Origin of the sequence: Arthrobacter sp. TS-15, assembly GCF_006964045.1 — a bacterium.
Classification (GTDB): Bacteria; Actinomycetota; Actinomycetes; order Actinomycetales; family Micrococcaceae; genus Arthrobacter.
The window spans coordinates 64,435-80,139 of sequence record NZ_SDXQ01000021.1; the positions used below are offsets into that span (position 1 = coordinate 64,435).

17 protein-coding genes and 2 pseudogenes are annotated in these 15,705 nt (G+C 61.4%); 10 read left to right on the forward strand and 9 right to left on the reverse strand.

Features of this window, described 5'->3' with window-relative positions:
- Positions 1 to 63 precede the first annotated feature (63 nt).
- Complete coding sequence (locus EU811_RS07970) at positions 64 to 900, reverse strand: alpha/beta fold hydrolase (protein ID WP_142937951.1); 837 nt, start codon at positions 898 to 900, stop codon at positions 64 to 66.
- A gap of 73 nt (positions 901 to 973) precedes the next feature.
- Positions 974 to 1,972: an aldo/keto reductase gene (locus tag EU811_RS07975; protein WP_142937952.1), complete on the reverse strand. Its 999-nt coding sequence runs from the start codon at positions 1,970 to 1,972 to the stop codon at positions 974 to 976.
- 160 nt (positions 1,973 to 2,132) lie between these two features.
- Between EU811_RS07975 and EU811_RS07980 the strand changes: the two genes are divergently transcribed.
- The gene (locus EU811_RS07980; protein WP_142937953.1) at positions 2,133 to 3,866 is read left to right on the forward strand and encodes an ABC transporter ATP-binding protein; all 1,734 of its coding nucleotides are present in this window, start codon (positions 2,133 to 2,135) and stop codon (positions 3,864 to 3,866) included.
- Complete coding sequence (locus EU811_RS07985; RefSeq protein WP_142937954.1) at positions 3,863 to 5,830, forward strand: ABC transporter ATP-binding protein; 1,968 nt, start codon at positions 3,863 to 3,865, stop codon at positions 5,828 to 5,830. Before EU811_RS07980 ends, EU811_RS07985 begins: the two co-directional genes overlap by 4 nt.
- 125 nt (positions 5,831 to 5,955) lie before the next feature.
- Here the strand turns inward: EU811_RS07985 and EU811_RS07990 are convergent.
- Positions 5,956 to 6,527: pseudogene (locus EU811_RS07990) on the reverse strand (MOSC domain-containing protein).
- 64 nt (positions 6,528 to 6,591) lie between these two features.
- Between EU811_RS07990 and EU811_RS07995 the strand changes: the two are divergent.
- The 4 genes and pseudogenes from EU811_RS07995 to EU811_RS08005 form a co-directional block, all read left to right on the forward strand.
- Positions 6,592 to 7,029, forward strand: a complete 438-nt coding sequence (locus EU811_RS07995) for a hypothetical protein (RefSeq protein ID WP_142937955.1) — start codon at positions 6,592 to 6,594, stop codon at positions 7,027 to 7,029.
- Entirely contained in the window at positions 7,026 to 7,217 is a 192-nt protein-coding gene (locus EU811_RS08000; protein WP_142937956.1) for a helix-turn-helix transcriptional regulator, read from the forward strand. The genes EU811_RS07995 and EU811_RS08000 overlap by 4 nt, the downstream gene beginning before the upstream one ends.
- A gap of 54 nt (positions 7,218 to 7,271) precedes the next feature.
- Entirely contained in the window at positions 7,272 to 7,475 is a 204-nt protein-coding gene (locus EU811_RS24130) for an alpha/beta fold hydrolase (protein WP_238703341.1), read from the forward strand.
- 24 nt (positions 7,476 to 7,499) lie between these two features.
- Positions 7,500 to 8,051 (forward strand): annotated as a pseudogene (locus tag EU811_RS08005) (alpha/beta fold hydrolase); the annotation flags it as partial.
- Here the strand turns inward: EU811_RS08005 and EU811_RS08010 are convergent.
- Entirely contained in the window at positions 8,048 to 8,647 is a 600-nt protein-coding gene (locus EU811_RS08010; protein WP_142937957.1) for a TetR family transcriptional regulator, read from the reverse strand. The pseudogene EU811_RS08005 and the gene EU811_RS08010 overlap by 4 nt on opposite strands.
- Before the next feature lie 80 nt (positions 8,648 to 8,727).
- Between EU811_RS08010 and EU811_RS08015 the strand changes: the two genes are divergently transcribed.
- Entirely contained in the window at positions 8,728 to 9,507 is a 780-nt protein-coding gene (locus EU811_RS08015) for an SDR family NAD(P)-dependent oxidoreductase (RefSeq protein ID WP_142937958.1), read from the forward strand.
- Here EU811_RS08015 and EU811_RS08020 read toward each other — a convergent pair.
- Positions 9,502 to 9,981, reverse strand: coding sequence for an NUDIX domain-containing protein (locus tag EU811_RS08020; RefSeq protein ID WP_142937959.1), 480 nt, complete (start codon positions 9,979 to 9,981; stop codon positions 9,502 to 9,504). The genes EU811_RS08015 and EU811_RS08020 overlap by 6 nt on opposite strands.
- Positions 9,982 to 10,346: 365 nt before the next feature.
- On the opposite strand from EU811_RS08020, the gene EU811_RS08025 reads away from it, so the two are divergent.
- The gene (locus EU811_RS08025; RefSeq protein ID WP_238703343.1) at positions 10,347 to 11,597 is read left to right on the forward strand and encodes a hypothetical protein; all 1,251 of its coding nucleotides are present in this window, start codon (positions 10,347 to 10,349) and stop codon (positions 11,595 to 11,597) included.
- 92 nt (positions 11,598 to 11,689) lie between these two features.
- Here the strand turns inward: EU811_RS08025 and EU811_RS23785 are convergent, their stop codons facing one another.
- From EU811_RS23785 to EU811_RS08040, 4 genes are all read right to left on the reverse strand, one after another.
- Positions 11,690 to 11,866: a hypothetical protein gene (locus tag EU811_RS23785; RefSeq protein ID WP_165450171.1), complete on the reverse strand. Its 177-nt coding sequence runs from the start codon at positions 11,864 to 11,866 to the stop codon at positions 11,690 to 11,692.
- Positions 11,867 to 11,873: 7 nt separating this feature from the next.
- Positions 11,874 to 13,013 (reverse strand): glycosyltransferase family 2 protein, encoded by a 1,140-nt coding sequence (locus EU811_RS08030; RefSeq protein WP_142937960.1) that lies wholly within the window; start codon positions 13,011 to 13,013, stop codon positions 11,874 to 11,876.
- 273 nt (positions 13,014 to 13,286) lie between these two features.
- On the reverse strand, positions 13,287 to 13,457 hold the full coding sequence (locus tag EU811_RS08035; RefSeq protein WP_178994140.1) for a hypothetical protein: 171 nt from the start codon (positions 13,455 to 13,457) through the stop codon (positions 13,287 to 13,289).
- A 336-nt stretch (positions 13,458 to 13,793) separates the two neighbouring features.
- Complete coding sequence (locus tag EU811_RS08040; RefSeq protein ID WP_142937961.1) at positions 13,794 to 14,468, reverse strand: SRPBCC family protein; 675 nt, start codon at positions 14,466 to 14,468, stop codon at positions 13,794 to 13,796.
- Between the two features lie 313 nt (positions 14,469 to 14,781).
- On the opposite strand from EU811_RS08040, the gene EU811_RS08045 reads away from it, so the two are divergent.
- Positions 14,782 to 15,144, forward strand: a complete 363-nt coding sequence (locus EU811_RS08045; RefSeq protein WP_142937962.1) for an ArsR/SmtB family transcription factor — start codon at positions 14,782 to 14,784, stop codon at positions 15,142 to 15,144.
- A complete protein-coding gene (locus EU811_RS08050; protein WP_142937963.1) occupies positions 15,141 to 15,629 on the forward strand; it encodes an SRPBCC family protein in 489 nt (162 codons plus the stop codon). The genes EU811_RS08045 and EU811_RS08050 overlap by 4 nt, the downstream gene beginning before the upstream one ends.
- Positions 15,630 to 15,705 lie beyond the last annotated feature (76 nt).

The following is a 15,705-nucleotide window of genomic DNA, read 5'->3' on the forward strand; positions in this document are numbered from 1 at the left end:
TGTACAGCAAATGCCCTTAAAACGCCTTCTAAAGGTCATCTGCTGTACACAAACTCCCGGGCTTTACTTCTTGAGGAACGCCAGCAAGGCCTCGTTGATTTCGGCGCCGTGCGTCCACAGCAAGCCGTGCGGCGCGCCTTCGATTTCCAGGTACTCGGCGCTGGGCAGGGCGTCCTTGAAACGCCGGCCGGTGACGTCGATCGGCAGGATGTTGTCCGCAGTGCCGTGAACAATCAAGGCAGGCACGTCAATCTTGGGGATGTCGGCACGGAAGTCGGTGAGCCACGTGGGCTGGGCGGCCACCGAGGCGAAAGCACCCGACTTGCTGGCCAGGTTCCAGCTCGCGTTCACGGCTTCCTGACTGAGACGATCCGTGCCCAGGAAGGTGTCGCTGTTGTAGAAGTTCTTGAAGAACTCGGTGAAGAAGGCGTAGCGGTCAGCCTTGACGCCGGCGGCGAGGCCATCGAAGACTTCCTGCGGCACGCCGTCCGGGTTGTCGTCGGTTTGCAGCAGGAACGGTTCCAACGAACCGAGGAACACGGCCTTTGCAACACGGGCCGAACCGTAGGTGCTGATGTAGCGCGCCACCTCGCCTGTGCCCATGGAGAATCCCACCAGAACGGCGTCGTTCACGTCCAGCGTGTCCAGCAAGGTCTTCAAGTCAGCGGCGAAGGTGTCGTAGTCGTAACCCTCCGTGGGCTGGCTGGACTTACCGAACCCGCGGCGATCGTAGGTAATGACGCGGTAGCCGGCGTCCAGCAGTGCGGCTGTCTGCTTCTCCCAGGAGGACCCATCCAAGGGGTAGCCGTGAATCAGGACCACTGCCTGGCCGGTCCCATGGTCCTCGTAGTAAAGCTCAATCTCAGTGCTGTTTTCGTTTCCGACGGTGATGTAAGCCAAAACTCAAGTCCCTTCGATGCGGTTCAACACGAACGTTTCCAGCCTACTGTCCGGCTGCGACGCCGGCACGGGTTTACAGGTTGGTCATCCGCTCGCCAGCCTCGTTGTAGCGGCCACCCTCCACGGTGATTTTCGCCGCGGCCGCCTCGATTTCGTCCAGCTCAGCAGATGAGAGTTCGACGTCGGCCGCGGCCAGGTTTTCTTCCAGGCGGTGCAGTTTCCGTGTGCCGGGAATGGGAACAATCCAAGGCTTTTGTGCCAGCAGCCATGCCAAGGCGATCTGGCCCGGCGTCGCGCCTTTTCGTTCAGCGATTCCGGCGAGGAGGTCCACCACGGCCTGGTTGTTCTGCATGGCCTCGGGCGTGAACCGGGGGATGGTGCTGCGGATGTCGTTGCCGGATTCGAAGCTGGTGGAAGCGTTGATGGTGCCGGTCAGGAAACCTTTGCCGAGTGGGCTGAAGGGTACAAAACCAATCCCCAGCTCTTCGCATACACCCAGGACTTCTTCCTCCGGACGGCGCCACCACAACGAGTACTCGCTCTGAACCGCAGCCACGGGGAGAACTGCGTGGGCTCGCCGGATGGTGCCTGCGGCTGCCTCCGACATACCGAAGTGCTTCACCTTTCCGGCGTCTACCAATTCCTTGACGGCACCTGCCACGTCCTCGATTGGCACCTCCGGATCGACGCGGTGCTGGTAGTAGAGGTCCAGTGCGTCCACGCGGAGCCGCCGCAGGGATCCCTCAACTACTTCTTTGATGACCTCGGGCCTGCTGGTGACCTTGCCGCTTGGCTTCCGCTCAGCGGGGTCGATGTCCCAGCCGAACTTGGTGGCGATGACCACCTGATCCTTGAACGGTGCCAATGCTTCGCCAACAAGTTCCTCATTGGCGTAGGGCCCGTAGATCTCGGCGGTATCGAAGAACGTCACGCCGCGTTCCACGCCTGTGCGGATGAGGGAGATCATTTCGTCGCGATCCGGCCGTTCGCTGTAGCCGCCGCTCATGCTCATGCATCCCATGCCAATGGCGGAAACTTCCAGGCCGCCGGTACCGAGTGTGCGCTTTTCCATGATTGGTTTCCTCTGCAGTTCGGGCTGATGACTACTTCGACGTTATGGGGCCGGACCGGTGTGAGGGAGTCCCTGACATTACCCCTCACATCCCTCTAGTTGCCCACAGCAACCAGACGTAAACTGGCCTTCGGTTCACAACCCTTGGTTCGGAGACCCTATGCTGTGGAAGGTTCTTGTTCGCTTCCTGCGGCCGCATCAGCGGCTGCTGATCGCCGTCGTTCTCTTCCAACTGGCGCAGTCCATCGCGTCCCTGTACCTTCCCACACTCAATGCGGACATCATCGACAACGGCGTCGCCACCGGGGACACGGACTACATCCTGCGCATGGGCGGGCTCATGCTCCTCATTACCCTGGTGCAGATCGCGTGTGCGGTGGTGGCCGTGTATTTCGGCGCGAAGGCCGCCATGGGCATGGGCCGGGATCTTCGCGACGCAATTTTCAGCAGGGTGGGGGAGTTCTCCGAGCAGGAGGTCACCAAATTCGGGGCGCCGTCCTTGATCACGCGCTCCACCAATGACGTCCAGCAGGTGCAACAACTGGTGCTCATGTCCTGCACGCTCATGGTGGCGGCACCCATGCTCAGCATTGGCGGCGTGATCATGGCCGTGCGGCAGGACGCCCAACTCTCCTGGCTGATCGCCGTCTGCGTGCCGGTGCTGCTGGTGGCCGTCGGTTTGATCGTGACGCGGATGGTGCCGCTCTTCCGCAAGATGCAGGTCCGGATCGACGCCGTGAACCGGGTCCTCCGTGAGCAGCTCACCGGTATCCGTGTGGTGCGGGCCTTCGTCCGGGAGGACATGGAAGCCGCCCGTTTTGCCAAAGCGAACGACGACGTCACTGACGTTGCGCTGCGGGCCGGCCGTCTGATGGCTCTCATGTTCCCTGTGGTCATGCTGGTGATGAACGTTTCCTCCGTGGCGGTGATCTGGTTCGGATCCTTCAGGATCGAGGACGGCTCCATGCAAGTTGGCACCCTGATCGCGTTCCTGAGTTACCTCACGCAGATCCTGATGTCCGTCATGATGGCCACGTTCATGGCTGTGATGATCCCGCGCGCGTCCGTTTCGGCCGATCGCATCGGCGAGGTGCTGGACACCGAATCAAGCGTCCAGCCGCCGTCGAATCCTGTCACCGGCGGTATCCGCCGCGGCGAACTGGAGATGCACGACGTCGGATTCGCCTACCCTGGTGCCGAGCAGCCGGTGCTGAGCGGGCTTTCTTTCACCGCCCAAGCGGGGGAGACCACCGCAATCATCGGCAGCACCGGGGCCGGCAAAACCACGCTCGTGAACCTCATGCCTCGGCTGTTCGACGCCACCTCCGGGTCGGTTCGGATGGACGGCGTGGACGTCCGCGAACTGCACCCGGATCTGCTCTGGGGCCACATCGGGCTGGTGCCGCAGCGGCCCTACCTCTTCTCCGGAACGGTCCGCAGCAACCTTCAGTACGGCAAACCCGATGCCACTGAGGACGAGCTGTGGCAGGCGCTGTCCGTGGCTCAGGCCCGGGATTTTGTGGAGGAAATGGAAGGCGGACTGGATGCGGTCATTTCGCAAGGCGGCACCAACGTTTCCGGCGGGCAACGTCAACGGCTTGCGATCGCCCGGGCACTGGTGAAACAGCCGGAGCTCTACATCTTTGACGACTCCTTCTCATCCTTGGACACCGCCACCGATGCCCGGCTCCGGCAGGCCCTCAAACGCCACACCAACGGAGCCACGCTGGTGATCGTGGCGCAACGCGTGTCCAGCATCGCGGATGCGGACCAGATCTTAGTGCTCGACGACGGCAGGATTGTTGGGCGCGGAACGCACCATGAGTTGCTGGAGACCTCCGAAACCTACAGGGAAATCGTGTCCTCCCAGCTCGCGGCGGAGGAGGCAGCATGAGTGCAGTATCAGCCGGGCCGCGCGGTCCTCAACGGCCAGCCATGGGACCGGGCCGCGGAGGACCCTTCGCTGGGATGAACATTCCGGCTGAGAAAGCATCGAAGTTCAGTGCTTCAGCCCGGCGGCTATTGGGGACCTTGCGGCCGGAGCGGTTCTGGCTGACGCTGGTGCTGGTGTTCGCCGTGGCCAGTGTTGCCTTGTCTGTCATTGGTCCGAGGCTATTGGGCGAAGGCACCAACCTGATCTTCGCCGGCGTCGTCTCAAAACAGCTTCCCGCCGGCGCCTCCAAAGCCGACGTGATCGCGGGCTTGCGCGCTTCTGGCGACGACAGCAAGGCCGACATGCTAAGCGCCATGACGCTCACTCCCGGCGTCGGAATCGACTTTGCTGCGCTGTCCTCGGTGCTGCTGTGGGCGCTGGCGCTGTATGTCCTGGCCTCAGCGTTCGGTTGGATGCAGGCGTACGTGCTCAACGGCGTCGTTCAGCGGACCGTGTACCGCCTCCGCGAGCGGATCGAAGCGAAAATCCACCGGCTCCCCCTGCGCTATTTCGACAAGATCCAGCGTGGAGAACTGCTCAGCCGCGTCACCAATGATGTGGACAACATCTCCCAAAGCCTCCAGCAATCCATCAGCCAAGTGGTCTCCTCCCTTCTGACCGTGCTGGGTGTGCTGGTGATGATGTTCCTGCTCTCACCGCTGCTGGCCCTGATCGCCTTGGTAACCATTCCGCTGACGCTGGGAACCACACTGCTGATCGCCAAACGCTCGCAGAAATTGTTCGTGGCGCAGTGGAAGAACACCGGTGAACTCAACGGCCAGATCGAGGAGACCTACACCGGGCATGCGCTGGTGAAAGTCTTCGGACGGCAGAACGAGGTGCAGGAAAAGTTCCGTCTCAAGAACTCGGAGTTGTACCAGGCGAGCTTCGGGGCGCAGTTCGTGAGCGGCCTGATCATGCCGGCCATGACGTTCATCGGAAACCTGGTGTACGTGGGGATCGCCGTAGTGGGTGGCCTGCAAGTCGCCTCCGGTTCCATGCAGTTGGGTGACGTCCAAGCCTTCATCCAGTACTCGCGGCAGTTCACCATGCCACTGGCCCAACTCGGCTCGATGGCCAACATGCTGCAATCCGGCGTTGCATCAGCCGAGCGGGTGTTCGATCTGCTGGATGAGGATGAAGAATCTATTGAGCCTGCACCTTCCGAGGCAGGTGCCGGCCGCGGGCGGCTCGTGTTCGAGAATGTGTCCTTCCGGTACTCGCCGGACAAGCCGCTGATCACCGACCTCAGTCTGGTTGCCGAGCCGGGGCAGAGCATCGCGATTGTTGGGCCGACGGGAGCAGGGAAAACCACCCTGGTGAACCTCATGATGCGGTTCTACGAGCTGGACTCCGGGCGCATCACCCTGGACGGCGTGGATATTGCGTCTCTCTCGCGGCAGGAACTGCGCTCGCGGATGGGGATGGTTCTCCAAGACACTTGGCTGTTCGGCGGGACCATCCGGGACAACATCGCCTACGGTCGTCCCACGGCTTCCGAGGACGAGATTGTGGAGGCCGCCCAGGCAACCTATGTGGATCGCTTTGTTCGGTCCTTGCCCGAGGGCTACGACACCCTGCTGGACGACGAAGGCGGGAATGTCTCCGCTGGCGAAAAGCAGTTGCTGACCATAGCCCGGGCGTTTTTGTCCAGGCCATCGGTGCTGATCCTGGATGAAGCCACCAGCTCCGTGGACACCCGGACAGAGGTGCTGGTGCAGAAAGCCATGAACGCGTTGAGGTCCGACAGAACCAGCTTCGTGATCGCCCACCGGCTCTCCACCATCCGGGACGCCGATCTCATTCTGGTGATGGAGGCCGGGCAGATCGTGGAGCAGGGGACACACTCGGAGCTGCTGGCCGCGGGTGGGGCGTACTCGCGACTGTACGAGGCCCAGTTCGCGGCGCCCGTCTCTGAGGTGTGAGGCGCGGCGTACGCTTCTGGCCTGTCGCTTCTGGCCCAACTTTCGACGCCGATGGGCCGCTTTGCAACTAGTATAGGTTGATTTTGGTGTACTGATGGCTCAAAGAAGGGCTGGAAGCGACGGGATTATGGCAACCTCGATGGCCTCAGCACGTTGGCGTCCCCGGCCTTAGCAGGGTCGAGCGGCACGGGGCTCACGAGTACTGCCGGGCCTCGATGCAGCACGCCGCCTGTGATCACCTGGCACCGGACGCCACCACGCCCCCGCATCGCCTTGTGGGCGCCGGAGCGAGCATTTCATCCATCCAGGCGCAGGGGTGGGCGGGTCGCCCGGCCTTGAGCCGCACGGTGTCTCCGCCGGACTCAAGGGTGAACTCGTGTCCGGGCAGGGGAGCCAGCTCAACGCCTCGCAGCACCACATTTCGACGGGTCAGGAGAGGGTCAAACGGTCCAGCCCCAAGCTCGGCTGCCATGGACTCAAGTGCCTCCACCGCGAACAGCGTCACGGCAGCATCCATGTGTGCGGCCTTGCCGTAGAATCGGTCGCCAACGATGCCTTTGCCCGCTACCAATTCCGCGTGGTCCGCGTCGGTGGTGGGGACATCTGCAGCTCCCTCGCGGGCGCGGCCGAAGTAGGCGTGTGCCGGCGACACCAAAAGGTGCAGCACCTCGACGTCGTACCTGTAGTCAGCGCTCATCCCCCAACGCTAGCCCCGATGCGCAACCATTGCCTCCACATGTAAAGGGTGCTTTACTTTGAAGATGAGTAAAGCTTCCTTTACATCTAGGCGGGCACCGTTCCATCACTACGTGTTGGCGGTGTCGCTCGGCATCATCCTGACCATGGCGGTTTCTGTCCTGGTGGGTGCATCAAACCCGGATGACTTCTGGCTAGCTGCGGGGATCGGAGCCCTTTGTGCCGTTTACCCGGCTATGTCGCTGGGTGCCAAGGTTTTCGTGTCGAACCACACGGTGGCCCGCGATGCCCACGGCGAACAGAGCGTGGAGCTGCAGTGGATGCGCCAAGCCGGCGCCGGATCTTTCATCGACGTCCTCGTCGCCACCATCGCGGCTGCTATGGTGCTGGTCATCGGACGCATCGCTGTGGATGCCCTTCCGATCCTTCTGGCCCTGGTCGGCTTGAGCGCGGTGGACGTTGGAGCGCGCTACCTCGTCATCCGCCACCGGGCTCTGAAGTGAAGAACAACCTCGCGGAGCGTCGCGCGGAACGGCGCTGGACGCAATCGGATCTGGCTGCCGCGCTCGGAGTGTCCCGCCAGACGGTGATTTCCATCGAGCGGGAGAAGTTCGATCCCTCGCTGCCGTTGGCGTTCCAGATTGCCAGGACCTTCGACTGCGCCATCGAGGACATCTTCACTGCTGATTGACACACTGTGTCCTGCGCCGCAGCGCTTTGAGGGCGGCCCGGATACTGTGGCACGGTGAACTTTGCTGAGGCCGCCGACGGCGCTGAACTCGCATGGACGTCCGAAGGCGAGGGTGAACCAATGCTCCTGATCGCAGGACAGGCCACGTCCATGGACGGTTGGGGTCCGACGGCGGAACTTCTGTCCCGCACATACCGCGTCATTCGCTTCGATCACCGCGGGATTGGTCGGAGTGGGAAGGGTGACGCCGAGCGCTAAACGACGCGGCTTCTCGCCGAGGATGCCGTAGCCGTCCTTGACGCCGCGGGTGTGGATTTAGCACACGTGTACGGTCATTCGATGGGCGGGCGCATAGCCCAGTGGTTGGCCATCGACTACCCGAAGAGAGTCCGTACGCTGGTTCTTGCCGCAACGAGCGGTGGAAAGTGGCCCGACGCTGTGACCCAGCCGGATCGAGAGGCATTGGACGCCTTGACCAGTGGAGATATGTCCCGGCTGGAGCCGCTCTTCTTCGATGCTGAATGGGCGCAAAGCAATCCTGCGGCGGTTCACACGTTCTTCAACTCCCACGCGTCGGCATGGGCCAAGGCGCGACACTTTAACGCTAGCCGCGAGCACGACGCCTGGAGTCATCTCGGTTTCATCCAAGCCCCCACGCTCTTACTCCATGGAACTGAGGACGTGCTCACGCCCTTGCCCAATGCACTGCTGCTCCGTGAACACATCCAACGCTCCGTCCTGGTGAGGGTTCCTGGTGCAAGGCACGGCCTTCACTTGGACCACCGGGAGACGGTTGAGTGGATCCGGCAATTCATCGCCAGAAAGAGCCGCTAGCCAGCGGGAACCTTCAAAACCTCCAGGGCGGCCAGCAGGAACGGGGTCGGATCTGGATCCGCGCCGGCCGCCCACTGCATCCATGCTTCGAAGGTGGCTGCGAGGTACGCGGCGCTCAGGTAGCGGGCAGCAGAGTCGGGCAAGCCATTCTCAACAAGGAAAGCCAGGGCCCTTTCGCGCTGCGGTGCCAGGGACTCGTAGCTGCGGCTGGTCAGTTCAGGGTGCTCGGCAATCAGGCGGAGTCTGCCGCGTGTGACGGACAGGTCCGGGATGACGGCAACCCCCGCTATCGCCGCCGCGCGCAACCCGGCCAGCACGCCGCCGTCGGACTTTCCGGGGCCGTGGAACGAGCCGAAGGCGAGCGTCGAGGCTTCCACCACCGGTTCGCTTCCGCCCCACACGAGGTCGGCTTTGCTGGCGAAGTAGCGGTAGAGGCTCTTGCGTCCGATTCCGGCGGCCTTGGCGATGTCCTCCATGGAGGTGTTCTCGTACCCGTGTTCAGCGAAGAGGCCCAAGGCCAGTCCGGCCACGGCGTCTGGGTCAATGGTGGCGGGCCGGCCGCTGGGACGCGGGGGTTTGGCAACTTCCGAAGTCATTCCTCCAGTATTCACTCTTACATAATGACACAGAGTGTCATAAGCTGGCGGGATCACCCAGCAATCATCGGAAGGACATCATGGGCAACGACGCTTCATGGCAGGAGGCCATTACCAACGGCCGTTTCGCCGGCAAGACCATCATCGTCACGGGCGCAGCCTCGGGAATCGGCCAGGCGACCGCGCTTCGGATTGCAAAGGAGGGCGGCAGGGTCATTGCTGCCGACATCAGCCAAGAACGGTTGGAGGCTCTTGTGGAGGAGAACGCCGGCCTGGACCTGATACCGGTGGCTGGCGACATTTCCTCTGAAGAGACGGTGGCCTCTGTCATCGCCGCTGCGGACGGACGTGTGGACGCCTTGGCCAACGTTGCGGGAATCATGGACAACTTTGCGCCGATTCACGAGGTTGATGACGAGCTCTGGGAGCGGGTTTTCCGGATCAATGTCACGTCCCTCATGCGCCTCACCCGCGCAGTGGTACCACTGATGCTCGATGCCGGAACGGGCTCCGTCGTGAACGTTGCTTCCGAGGCAGGCCTGCGTGGTTCGGCCGCCGGGGCCGCCTACACCGCGTCCAAACATGCGGTGGTGGGCCTGACCAAGAATTCTGCCGTGATGTACGGACCCAAGGGGCTTCGCTTCAACGCTGTGGCTCCGGGGCCAACCATCACCAACATTGTGGCGAACTGGGGATCGCAGTTGGCTGCTGAACGCTTGGGTCCCCTGATGCAGGCCACTGTTCCCACCCCCGCAACCGCAGCACAATTGGCTGCTTCCATCACCTTCCTGCTCAGTGACGACGGCACCAACGTCAACGGCGCCATTCTGGCGTCCGACGGCGGCTGGTCGGCCTTATAGGGTTTTCTCATCAAGGTGCCGGACCAGTGCGTCCACAATGGGCAATTGCCCTTTGACGAGCTTGGTCCGGGCCACTGTTTCCTCAAACCACCTGGCGTCGTCGATCTCCGGGAAATCCTTGATGGCACCCGAGCCCTTGGGCCATTCCATGGGGAAGGTGTTGCTGACAATCTTTTCCGGTTGAAAGTCGCTGGCTTCTGCCGCGAACGCGGTGATCAGCTTTCCGGAGGGCTGTTTAAAAACGCCCAAAAGTTCGTAATCCGCCAACGGTGGCGGTGTGCCTATTTCTTCAGTGAATTCCCGCTGGGCGGCAACCAGTGCGTCCTCGTCCTCAGGGAATTCTCCCTTGGGAATAGACCAGGCGTGTTCATCTTTGCGGGCCCAAAAGGGTCCACCCATATGGGCTATCCAAAGCTCCAATTGCCCGGCCGTGTTTCGCCGGTGAAGGAGGATGCCAGCGCTGCGGATTGTGATGTTCCCTCCCGGGTTTGGCGAGGCGGAAAAAGTCTCTCGGACACGTCAAGGCTACTCGTGGAGTTGGCGCCGTTATCCAACTGATGTCGGGCCAATGATTTTTGCTTGTTCATTTTCCTTCCGACAGGGCCCTTGCTACTTGATAATCGAGGACAGGCGTTCCTCGGGGGTGGAACGTCGTTGCGGTCACCGGCATCAGCCGTTGACGGGTCTGGGCGCATCAGCAGGAGGAAACAGCTATGGCATTGTCAGTGAGGCTCCTTCCACATGGGGGAAGAAAAGCAATGGGGTTGGCCGTCATCGTTGCGGTCGGTTTATCGATGTTCACAGGAATAGGTCCATCACATGCGGCGGACACCACGCCCATGGCTGAGGATCCCGGCCCGGTGGGAAGTTTTGCCTGGAAAGGTTTCAACTGGCAGAAGCGTTTTTGGGGCGGGGCGCCCATGTATAACGCCAGTTGGGATGCGAATAATGTGAGTAACCCGGATGCCAACGGGTACGTCAAGCTCTCCATCAGCAACCCCACCGGCTCGGCTCCGAAGGGTGCTGAGTTCCAGTCCACGCGTGAAGGTTTCGGGTACGGAACGTACAGCACTACCGTGGAAAAAGACGTCAGTTCCCTGCAGAAGGAAGTGGTGTGGGGTTGCCTGTTCACGTACGATCCCAATGCCGAGCCCGGATACACGGAGATTGACCTTTGTGAGGCCTCGGCCTGGGGCGGGGGCGCCGCGTACGGTGAGGATTGGCCGGTGACCCAAGGGCATGGATATTGGTTTGACGCCACCTTGCCGCCCGGACAGGGAAACAACACTGTCACCTTCGATGTCACCAATGCTCCAATTCTCACTCACAGGATGGTGTGGGAACCGGGCAAGCTGACGTATGAGACGTTTGCAGGCGAGGGCTACGACGGAACCCTCCTGAAGCGGACTGTCCTTGAAGGTTCTACTGTCCCGCTTCCGGCAAAGGAGCAAATTCACTTCAACCTGTGGGTCACCGGTGGTGGCGGAGGGGACGCCGCACACGTTTCTCCTGAAACGGTGACCATCCGTGACTTCTCCTTCGTGCCTGCAGATCAAGGTCAGCTCACCGCACCAACGCCCACCGTCTCAGGCACGGCCGCTGTGGGCTCAACGCTGACAGCAGCACCGGGAACCTGGACCACAGGAACCGCCCTGAGCTACCAATGGTTCCGGAACGGCACAGCAATTGCCGGCGCAACCGGTGCCGCCCGGGTCCTTGCAGCAGCCGACCAAGGTAGCACTCTGACGGTTCGTGTAACGGGAACCAAAGCCGGATATGCCACAGCCACCAAGGAGTCCGCACCCACGGCAACCGTGGTGGCAGGGACGCTGGTAGCCCCAACCCCCGTCATCACCGGAACGCTCGCCGTGGGTTCTACGCTCACGGCCAACCCCGGAACGTGGACGTCCGGGAGCACCCTGACGTATCAGTGGTACCGGTCGGGTGCGGCAATCGCCGGAGCTACCTCCAGGAGCTACAAGCTGGTGAGCGCTGACCAGGCTGATTCCATGAGTGTGCGGGTAACAGGTTCCAAGGCCGGCTACACCACGGTGGCTAAATTCTCGGCCGGCACGGCACTGGTTCTGTAGGCCGGTAGTCCGGATGCACTCAGCCCGCAGTCGTGTCGCGCTGGGGGTAGCGACACAACTGCGGGCTAAGTGGCCGGCCTGGATGCTCCGGCCTAGCCCTTTTGGGCCCGGACAGGGACGATCCTCTTGATGGCAAGGCCGAGTGCCAGCATGGCAAAGGCTGCCAGTGCGAACCAGAAGAGGTCCCCTGCACCGGTCAATGCGAGCGTTCCGGAACCCATTCCGGCTGCTGCTGCCCCTGTCACTGGGGCTACTGGGTTGTTGTACATGAGTCAGTTACCAAACTTTCTTTCTGTTGAATGCTGCATCCAGGTACGCCTTGGCGTGAACAGCCTGGAGGAAGATGTCGATCACGGTTTCGTACATGGTTGCGGCCAGGAGCATGTACCTCCAGCCCCGGAAGCGCACAGTAACTATGCGTTCCAGGATGAAAATGCCGGTGACGGTAATCCAGAAAGGCTGAAGGTTCAGGCCCATTCCGGATATCAGCGCGAACAGGAGGGAACCAAAGTAAGCCAGCGTCACTACGACGCCGATCATGGAGAGGAACTGGCGTCCCCAGTACGGCCGAGTCACTTTGGTCCATCCGTATTGCACGCAGTTCTCCACCGCGCCGCGCTTCCACCGGAGCCGCTGGGACCACAGTTCACGCCACGTGGGCATGACCTCTGTGACCAGCGTGCAGTTCGAGGGAGATGCTATGCGGTAGCCCAGGGTCAACAGGGCAAAGGAGAGTTCGTTATCTTCGGTCAAAACCGACGTATCGTAGACGCCGCCCTTGCCGTTGCCGGGAGGGAGTGTGCCCTTCAACCGGGCGGCTACGACGTCGCGCAATGTCTTGACACGGAAAAGGGCTGCAGTGCCGGTGACCACCAGGCACTTGCCGTGAAGTCGCTTCACGTCCCGGGCGTAGCGGGCGTATTCGTTGCGCTGGAGGTGGCCCACAAAGCCGCCGCCGGGGCCGCCGCTGAACACTCCGCCAACGGCGCCGAGCAGTTCGTCGGCCAGCAGGTTCTTGGTGGCGTTTTCAATGAAGTCCAGGGCCAGTTGTGAGTCGGCATCCTGTACCAGGACCAAGTCCTCGGGGTCGGCATCAGGAAGGAGCTGGCTGAGGGCGAAGTTCAGGGCACCGGCTTTTTTGTCCTTGTTCCCCACAGTGCGGATCACCTCGGCACCCTGGGCTAGTGCAAGTTCTTCAGTGTCGTCAGTGCAGTTGTCTGCCACCACAATGACGCGATCCGGGCGATGGGTCTGGTTGTTCAGGGAGTGGAGCGTCTCGGTGATGCCGGCGGACTCGTTGTGCGCCGGAACCAGGACGGTGACTACCCCGCCAGCCGCACGGTGGGATCGGCGACGCCTGGTTGCAGTGTCCGGGGCGCTTGCCGGGGCAGGTGCCGCTGTTGTTTCCGTGAGCATTGTGATCCCTCCGTTCGTGCCTTGAAGCGTTGACTCACTTAGAGTTCCAACGCGAACGCAAGATCAGGGGAGGGAAACCATCAAGGAAGTCTCAAGGTTTGCTCAGGACTTTCTGAGCTCCGTCACGTTTCGGGGTAGGGGCCCACTTGTACTGACTTTGGGATGGCTGTACTCATTTGGGGTGGGTGTACTGATGTGGCGTGGCGCGCTTTAACGCAAGAGGACGACGTCGGGGCGTCCCGGCGTCGTCCTCTTTCGTGGAGCTTGAGCTGCTTAGCGGTTCAGGCTGACCGTGAAGGTCTTGGGGCCGCTAAGGGTTACCGCGATTCCGCAGTTTTCGGCGGCAGCGCGGTGGGAGAGGGATTCAATGGCGGCATCGATCGTGTGGTCGATTGCCGACTTGTCCCAGATTTTCAGCGTGATGGAGTCAGTATGTGTCGTCATTGTCAGTACTTTCACTCAGGCCGGTGACAGCCCCAAGCTTCTTCGCCCGGGGCCCGCATCCTCGTCGGTGAGGATTGCTGATTCAGCTTGTGCGGGAACGAATTCCCTCATTCATGGTTCATGCTGCCCGGCGCCGTTGACAAGTCAATTCGGCTAAGTGTGACCGATTACACGTTGCTCATTACTCCGTGTAACCAGAGCTGGCGCTGAGCTCCCGCCAGCTGTCATAAGTCAGCCTTTGACTTTCACCGGCAGCTCCACCAGATACTCTCCCAGGAGACCTGAAGCGATCACCATGCGCTTGTTACCTTCTTGTCATGGTTGTTTCGCGAGCGATTAGTGCTGTCCAGGCAGGAAGCCGCTCTGTGGCGGTATGAAGCCCGGTCCGCGGTCCTCGTCCTGCTTCCGTTCTGCGGCACTGCGCGTGTCGCTCTCGGCGGTTTCGTCGGAGTCACCATCCACGTCGGCCAAGCCGTTGGTCTGATCGAACGGGTGGGTGATGGGATCCACGATCGGTGTCGAGTCCGAGGCGGGGGTAGCCGACGCCCCGGCAGCGGCAGTCCCTGGCCTGGGGTTCTCGTCGCCGGTCTCCGGTGCCTGCTTTTCGATGTACTCCTTGAACTTCTTCAAGTCTGACTCAGCCTGCCTTTCAACAATGTGCAACTTGTCGCCCAGGAACTCGAGGACGCCGTGCGGTTCGTATTCCAAGGACAGATGCAGTGACGTCTGGCTTGGGCCTGCTTCTTTGAAATCAACCCAACCTGCGTTCTTGGCACCCTCAACGGCGGCCCATGCCACCGCTCGGTCCAGGTCCTGTTGGACGATCTTGGCTTCCCAGCGGCGATGGACGCCCGCGATTTGGGCCACCCATTCCAGCCGGTCGTCGCTGAGCCGTGTCACGCGCTCAACGCCGCCCATGAAGTGTGGAAACTCCTCGAACTTGGTCCACTGCCTGTAGGCCGTACTGACCGGGACATTGACCATGATTGTCTTGTTCACTTTTGTGGTCACTGTGTCCTCCTCTTAGTCTTGCCCGATAATAATCAGCATACTTACATTGTCGGTCTTTGAGGAGGGAAATAACAGGCCCGGTCAGCCCAAGCGCTCTCTCACATAACAGCCCCTTTTCGCCCAACGCTCTATCACCCGGTGATAGAGCGTCGGCGGAAATGGCGCGTTATGTGAGAGAGCGCCGGGAAGGCGATTGGTGGCGCGGGTGGGTGGCCCTGGTGAATGTGCGTGTCGCCAGCGAACTGTCGCCGGCGGACTGTCGCGTCGATAACCCGTTGACATGGCATGGCGTGCGGGGGTATCGTACAACCAAATGGTTGTAGATCAGCTCCGTACACACCTCTCCGACGCCGAGATCGACCGGATCTTTCAGGCTTTGGCCGATGCCACCCGCAGGGACATCGTGGCCCGGGTGACCGAGGGGGAGTACTCGGTCTCCGGGCTTGCTGCGCTCTACACCATGAGTTTCGCGGCCGTACAAAAACATGTTGCGGTCCTGGAACGGGCCTCCCTGGTGACCAAGGAGAAGCGTGGGAGGGAACAGATCGTGCGGGGAAACTATGAAGGACTACAGAAAGCCCGCCATCTGCTGGATCAACTGGAAATGATCTGGAGGCAACGAGCCGACCGGATTGCGGACATACTCGCCGAAGATGATGAAAGGGATCTGCCATGACTGTTGTCAGCGTAAACAAGGACGTTGAGGCCCTGAGCTTCAGCATTGTTTCCGAATTCGATGCCGATGTGAAGCGCGTCTGGAGGATCTGGGAAGACCCCCGGCAGCTTGAGCGCTGGTGGGGACCGCCCACCTGGCCGGCCACTTTTGAGACGCATGAATTTACCGTTGGTGGCAAGGCCGCCTACTACATGACCGGGCCGGACGGCACCAAAGCGCGGGGCTGGTGGAGATTCACCGCCATCAACTCCCCGGACCACCTTGAGTTCGACGACGGATTCGCCGACGAGCAAGGCGAGCCGGTAGATGACCTGGGTATCACCCACGCCACCGTGAAACTCGAGCCCCTGGAAAACCGCACCCGCATGACCATCACGTCCACCTTCGACTCCGAAGAACAGATGCAGAAGATGGTCGAGATGGGCATGGATGAGGGAATGCGGGAAGCAGTCGGGCAGATCGACGCCGTGCTTGCCAATGCCTGATCACTGAACTCAAAGCAAAAAGATGCCGACGACGGCGGGTGCCTCCCGTCGTCGTCGGCGTATGGTTAAGTCCCTG

What these genes read in the sequence shown, in the direction of transcription:
- EU811_RS07975 (WP_142937952.1), bottom strand. Translation starts at nt 1,972, where the DNA reads ATGGAAAAGCGCACACTCGGTACCGGCGGCCTGGAAGTTTCCGCCATT.
- EU811_RS07980 (WP_142937953.1), top strand. Translation starts at nt 2,133, where the DNA reads ATGCTGTGGAAGGTTCTTGTTCGCTTCCTGCGGCCGCATCAGCGGCTG.
- EU811_RS07985 (WP_142937954.1), top strand. Translation starts at nt 3,863, where the DNA reads ATGAGTGCAGTATCAGCCGGGCCGCGCGGTCCTCAACGGCCAGCCATG.
- EU811_RS07995 (WP_142937955.1), top strand. Translation starts at nt 6,592, where the DNA reads ATGAGTAAAGCTTCCTTTACATCTAGGCGGGCACCGTTCCATCACTAC.
- EU811_RS08010 (WP_142937957.1), bottom strand. Translation starts at nt 8,647, where the DNA reads ATGACTTCGGAAGTTGCCAAACCCCCGCGTCCCAGCGGCCGGCCCGCC.
- EU811_RS08015 (WP_142937958.1), top strand. Translation starts at nt 8,728, where the DNA reads ATGGGCAACGACGCTTCATGGCAGGAGGCCATTACCAACGGCCGTTTC.
- EU811_RS08025 (WP_238703343.1), top strand. Translation starts at nt 10,347, where the DNA reads ATGGCTGAGGATCCCGGCCCGGTGGGAAGTTTTGCCTGGAAAGGTTTC.
- EU811_RS23785 (WP_165450171.1), bottom strand. Translation starts at nt 11,866, where the DNA reads ATGTACAACAACCCAGTAGCCCCAGTGACAGGGGCAGCAGCAGCCGGA.
- EU811_RS08030 (WP_142937960.1), bottom strand. Translation starts at nt 13,013, where the DNA reads ATGCTCACGGAAACAACAGCGGCACCTGCCCCGGCAAGCGCCCCGGAC.
- EU811_RS08035 (WP_178994140.1), bottom strand. Translation starts at nt 13,457, where the DNA reads ATGACGACACATACTGACTCCATCACGCTGAAAATCTGGGACAAGTCG.
- EU811_RS08045 (WP_142937962.1), top strand. Translation starts at nt 14,782, where the DNA reads ATGGTTGTAGATCAGCTCCGTACACACCTCTCCGACGCCGAGATCGAC.
- EU811_RS08050 (WP_142937963.1), top strand. Translation starts at nt 15,141, where the DNA reads ATGACTGTTGTCAGCGTAAACAAGGACGTTGAGGCCCTGAGCTTCAGC.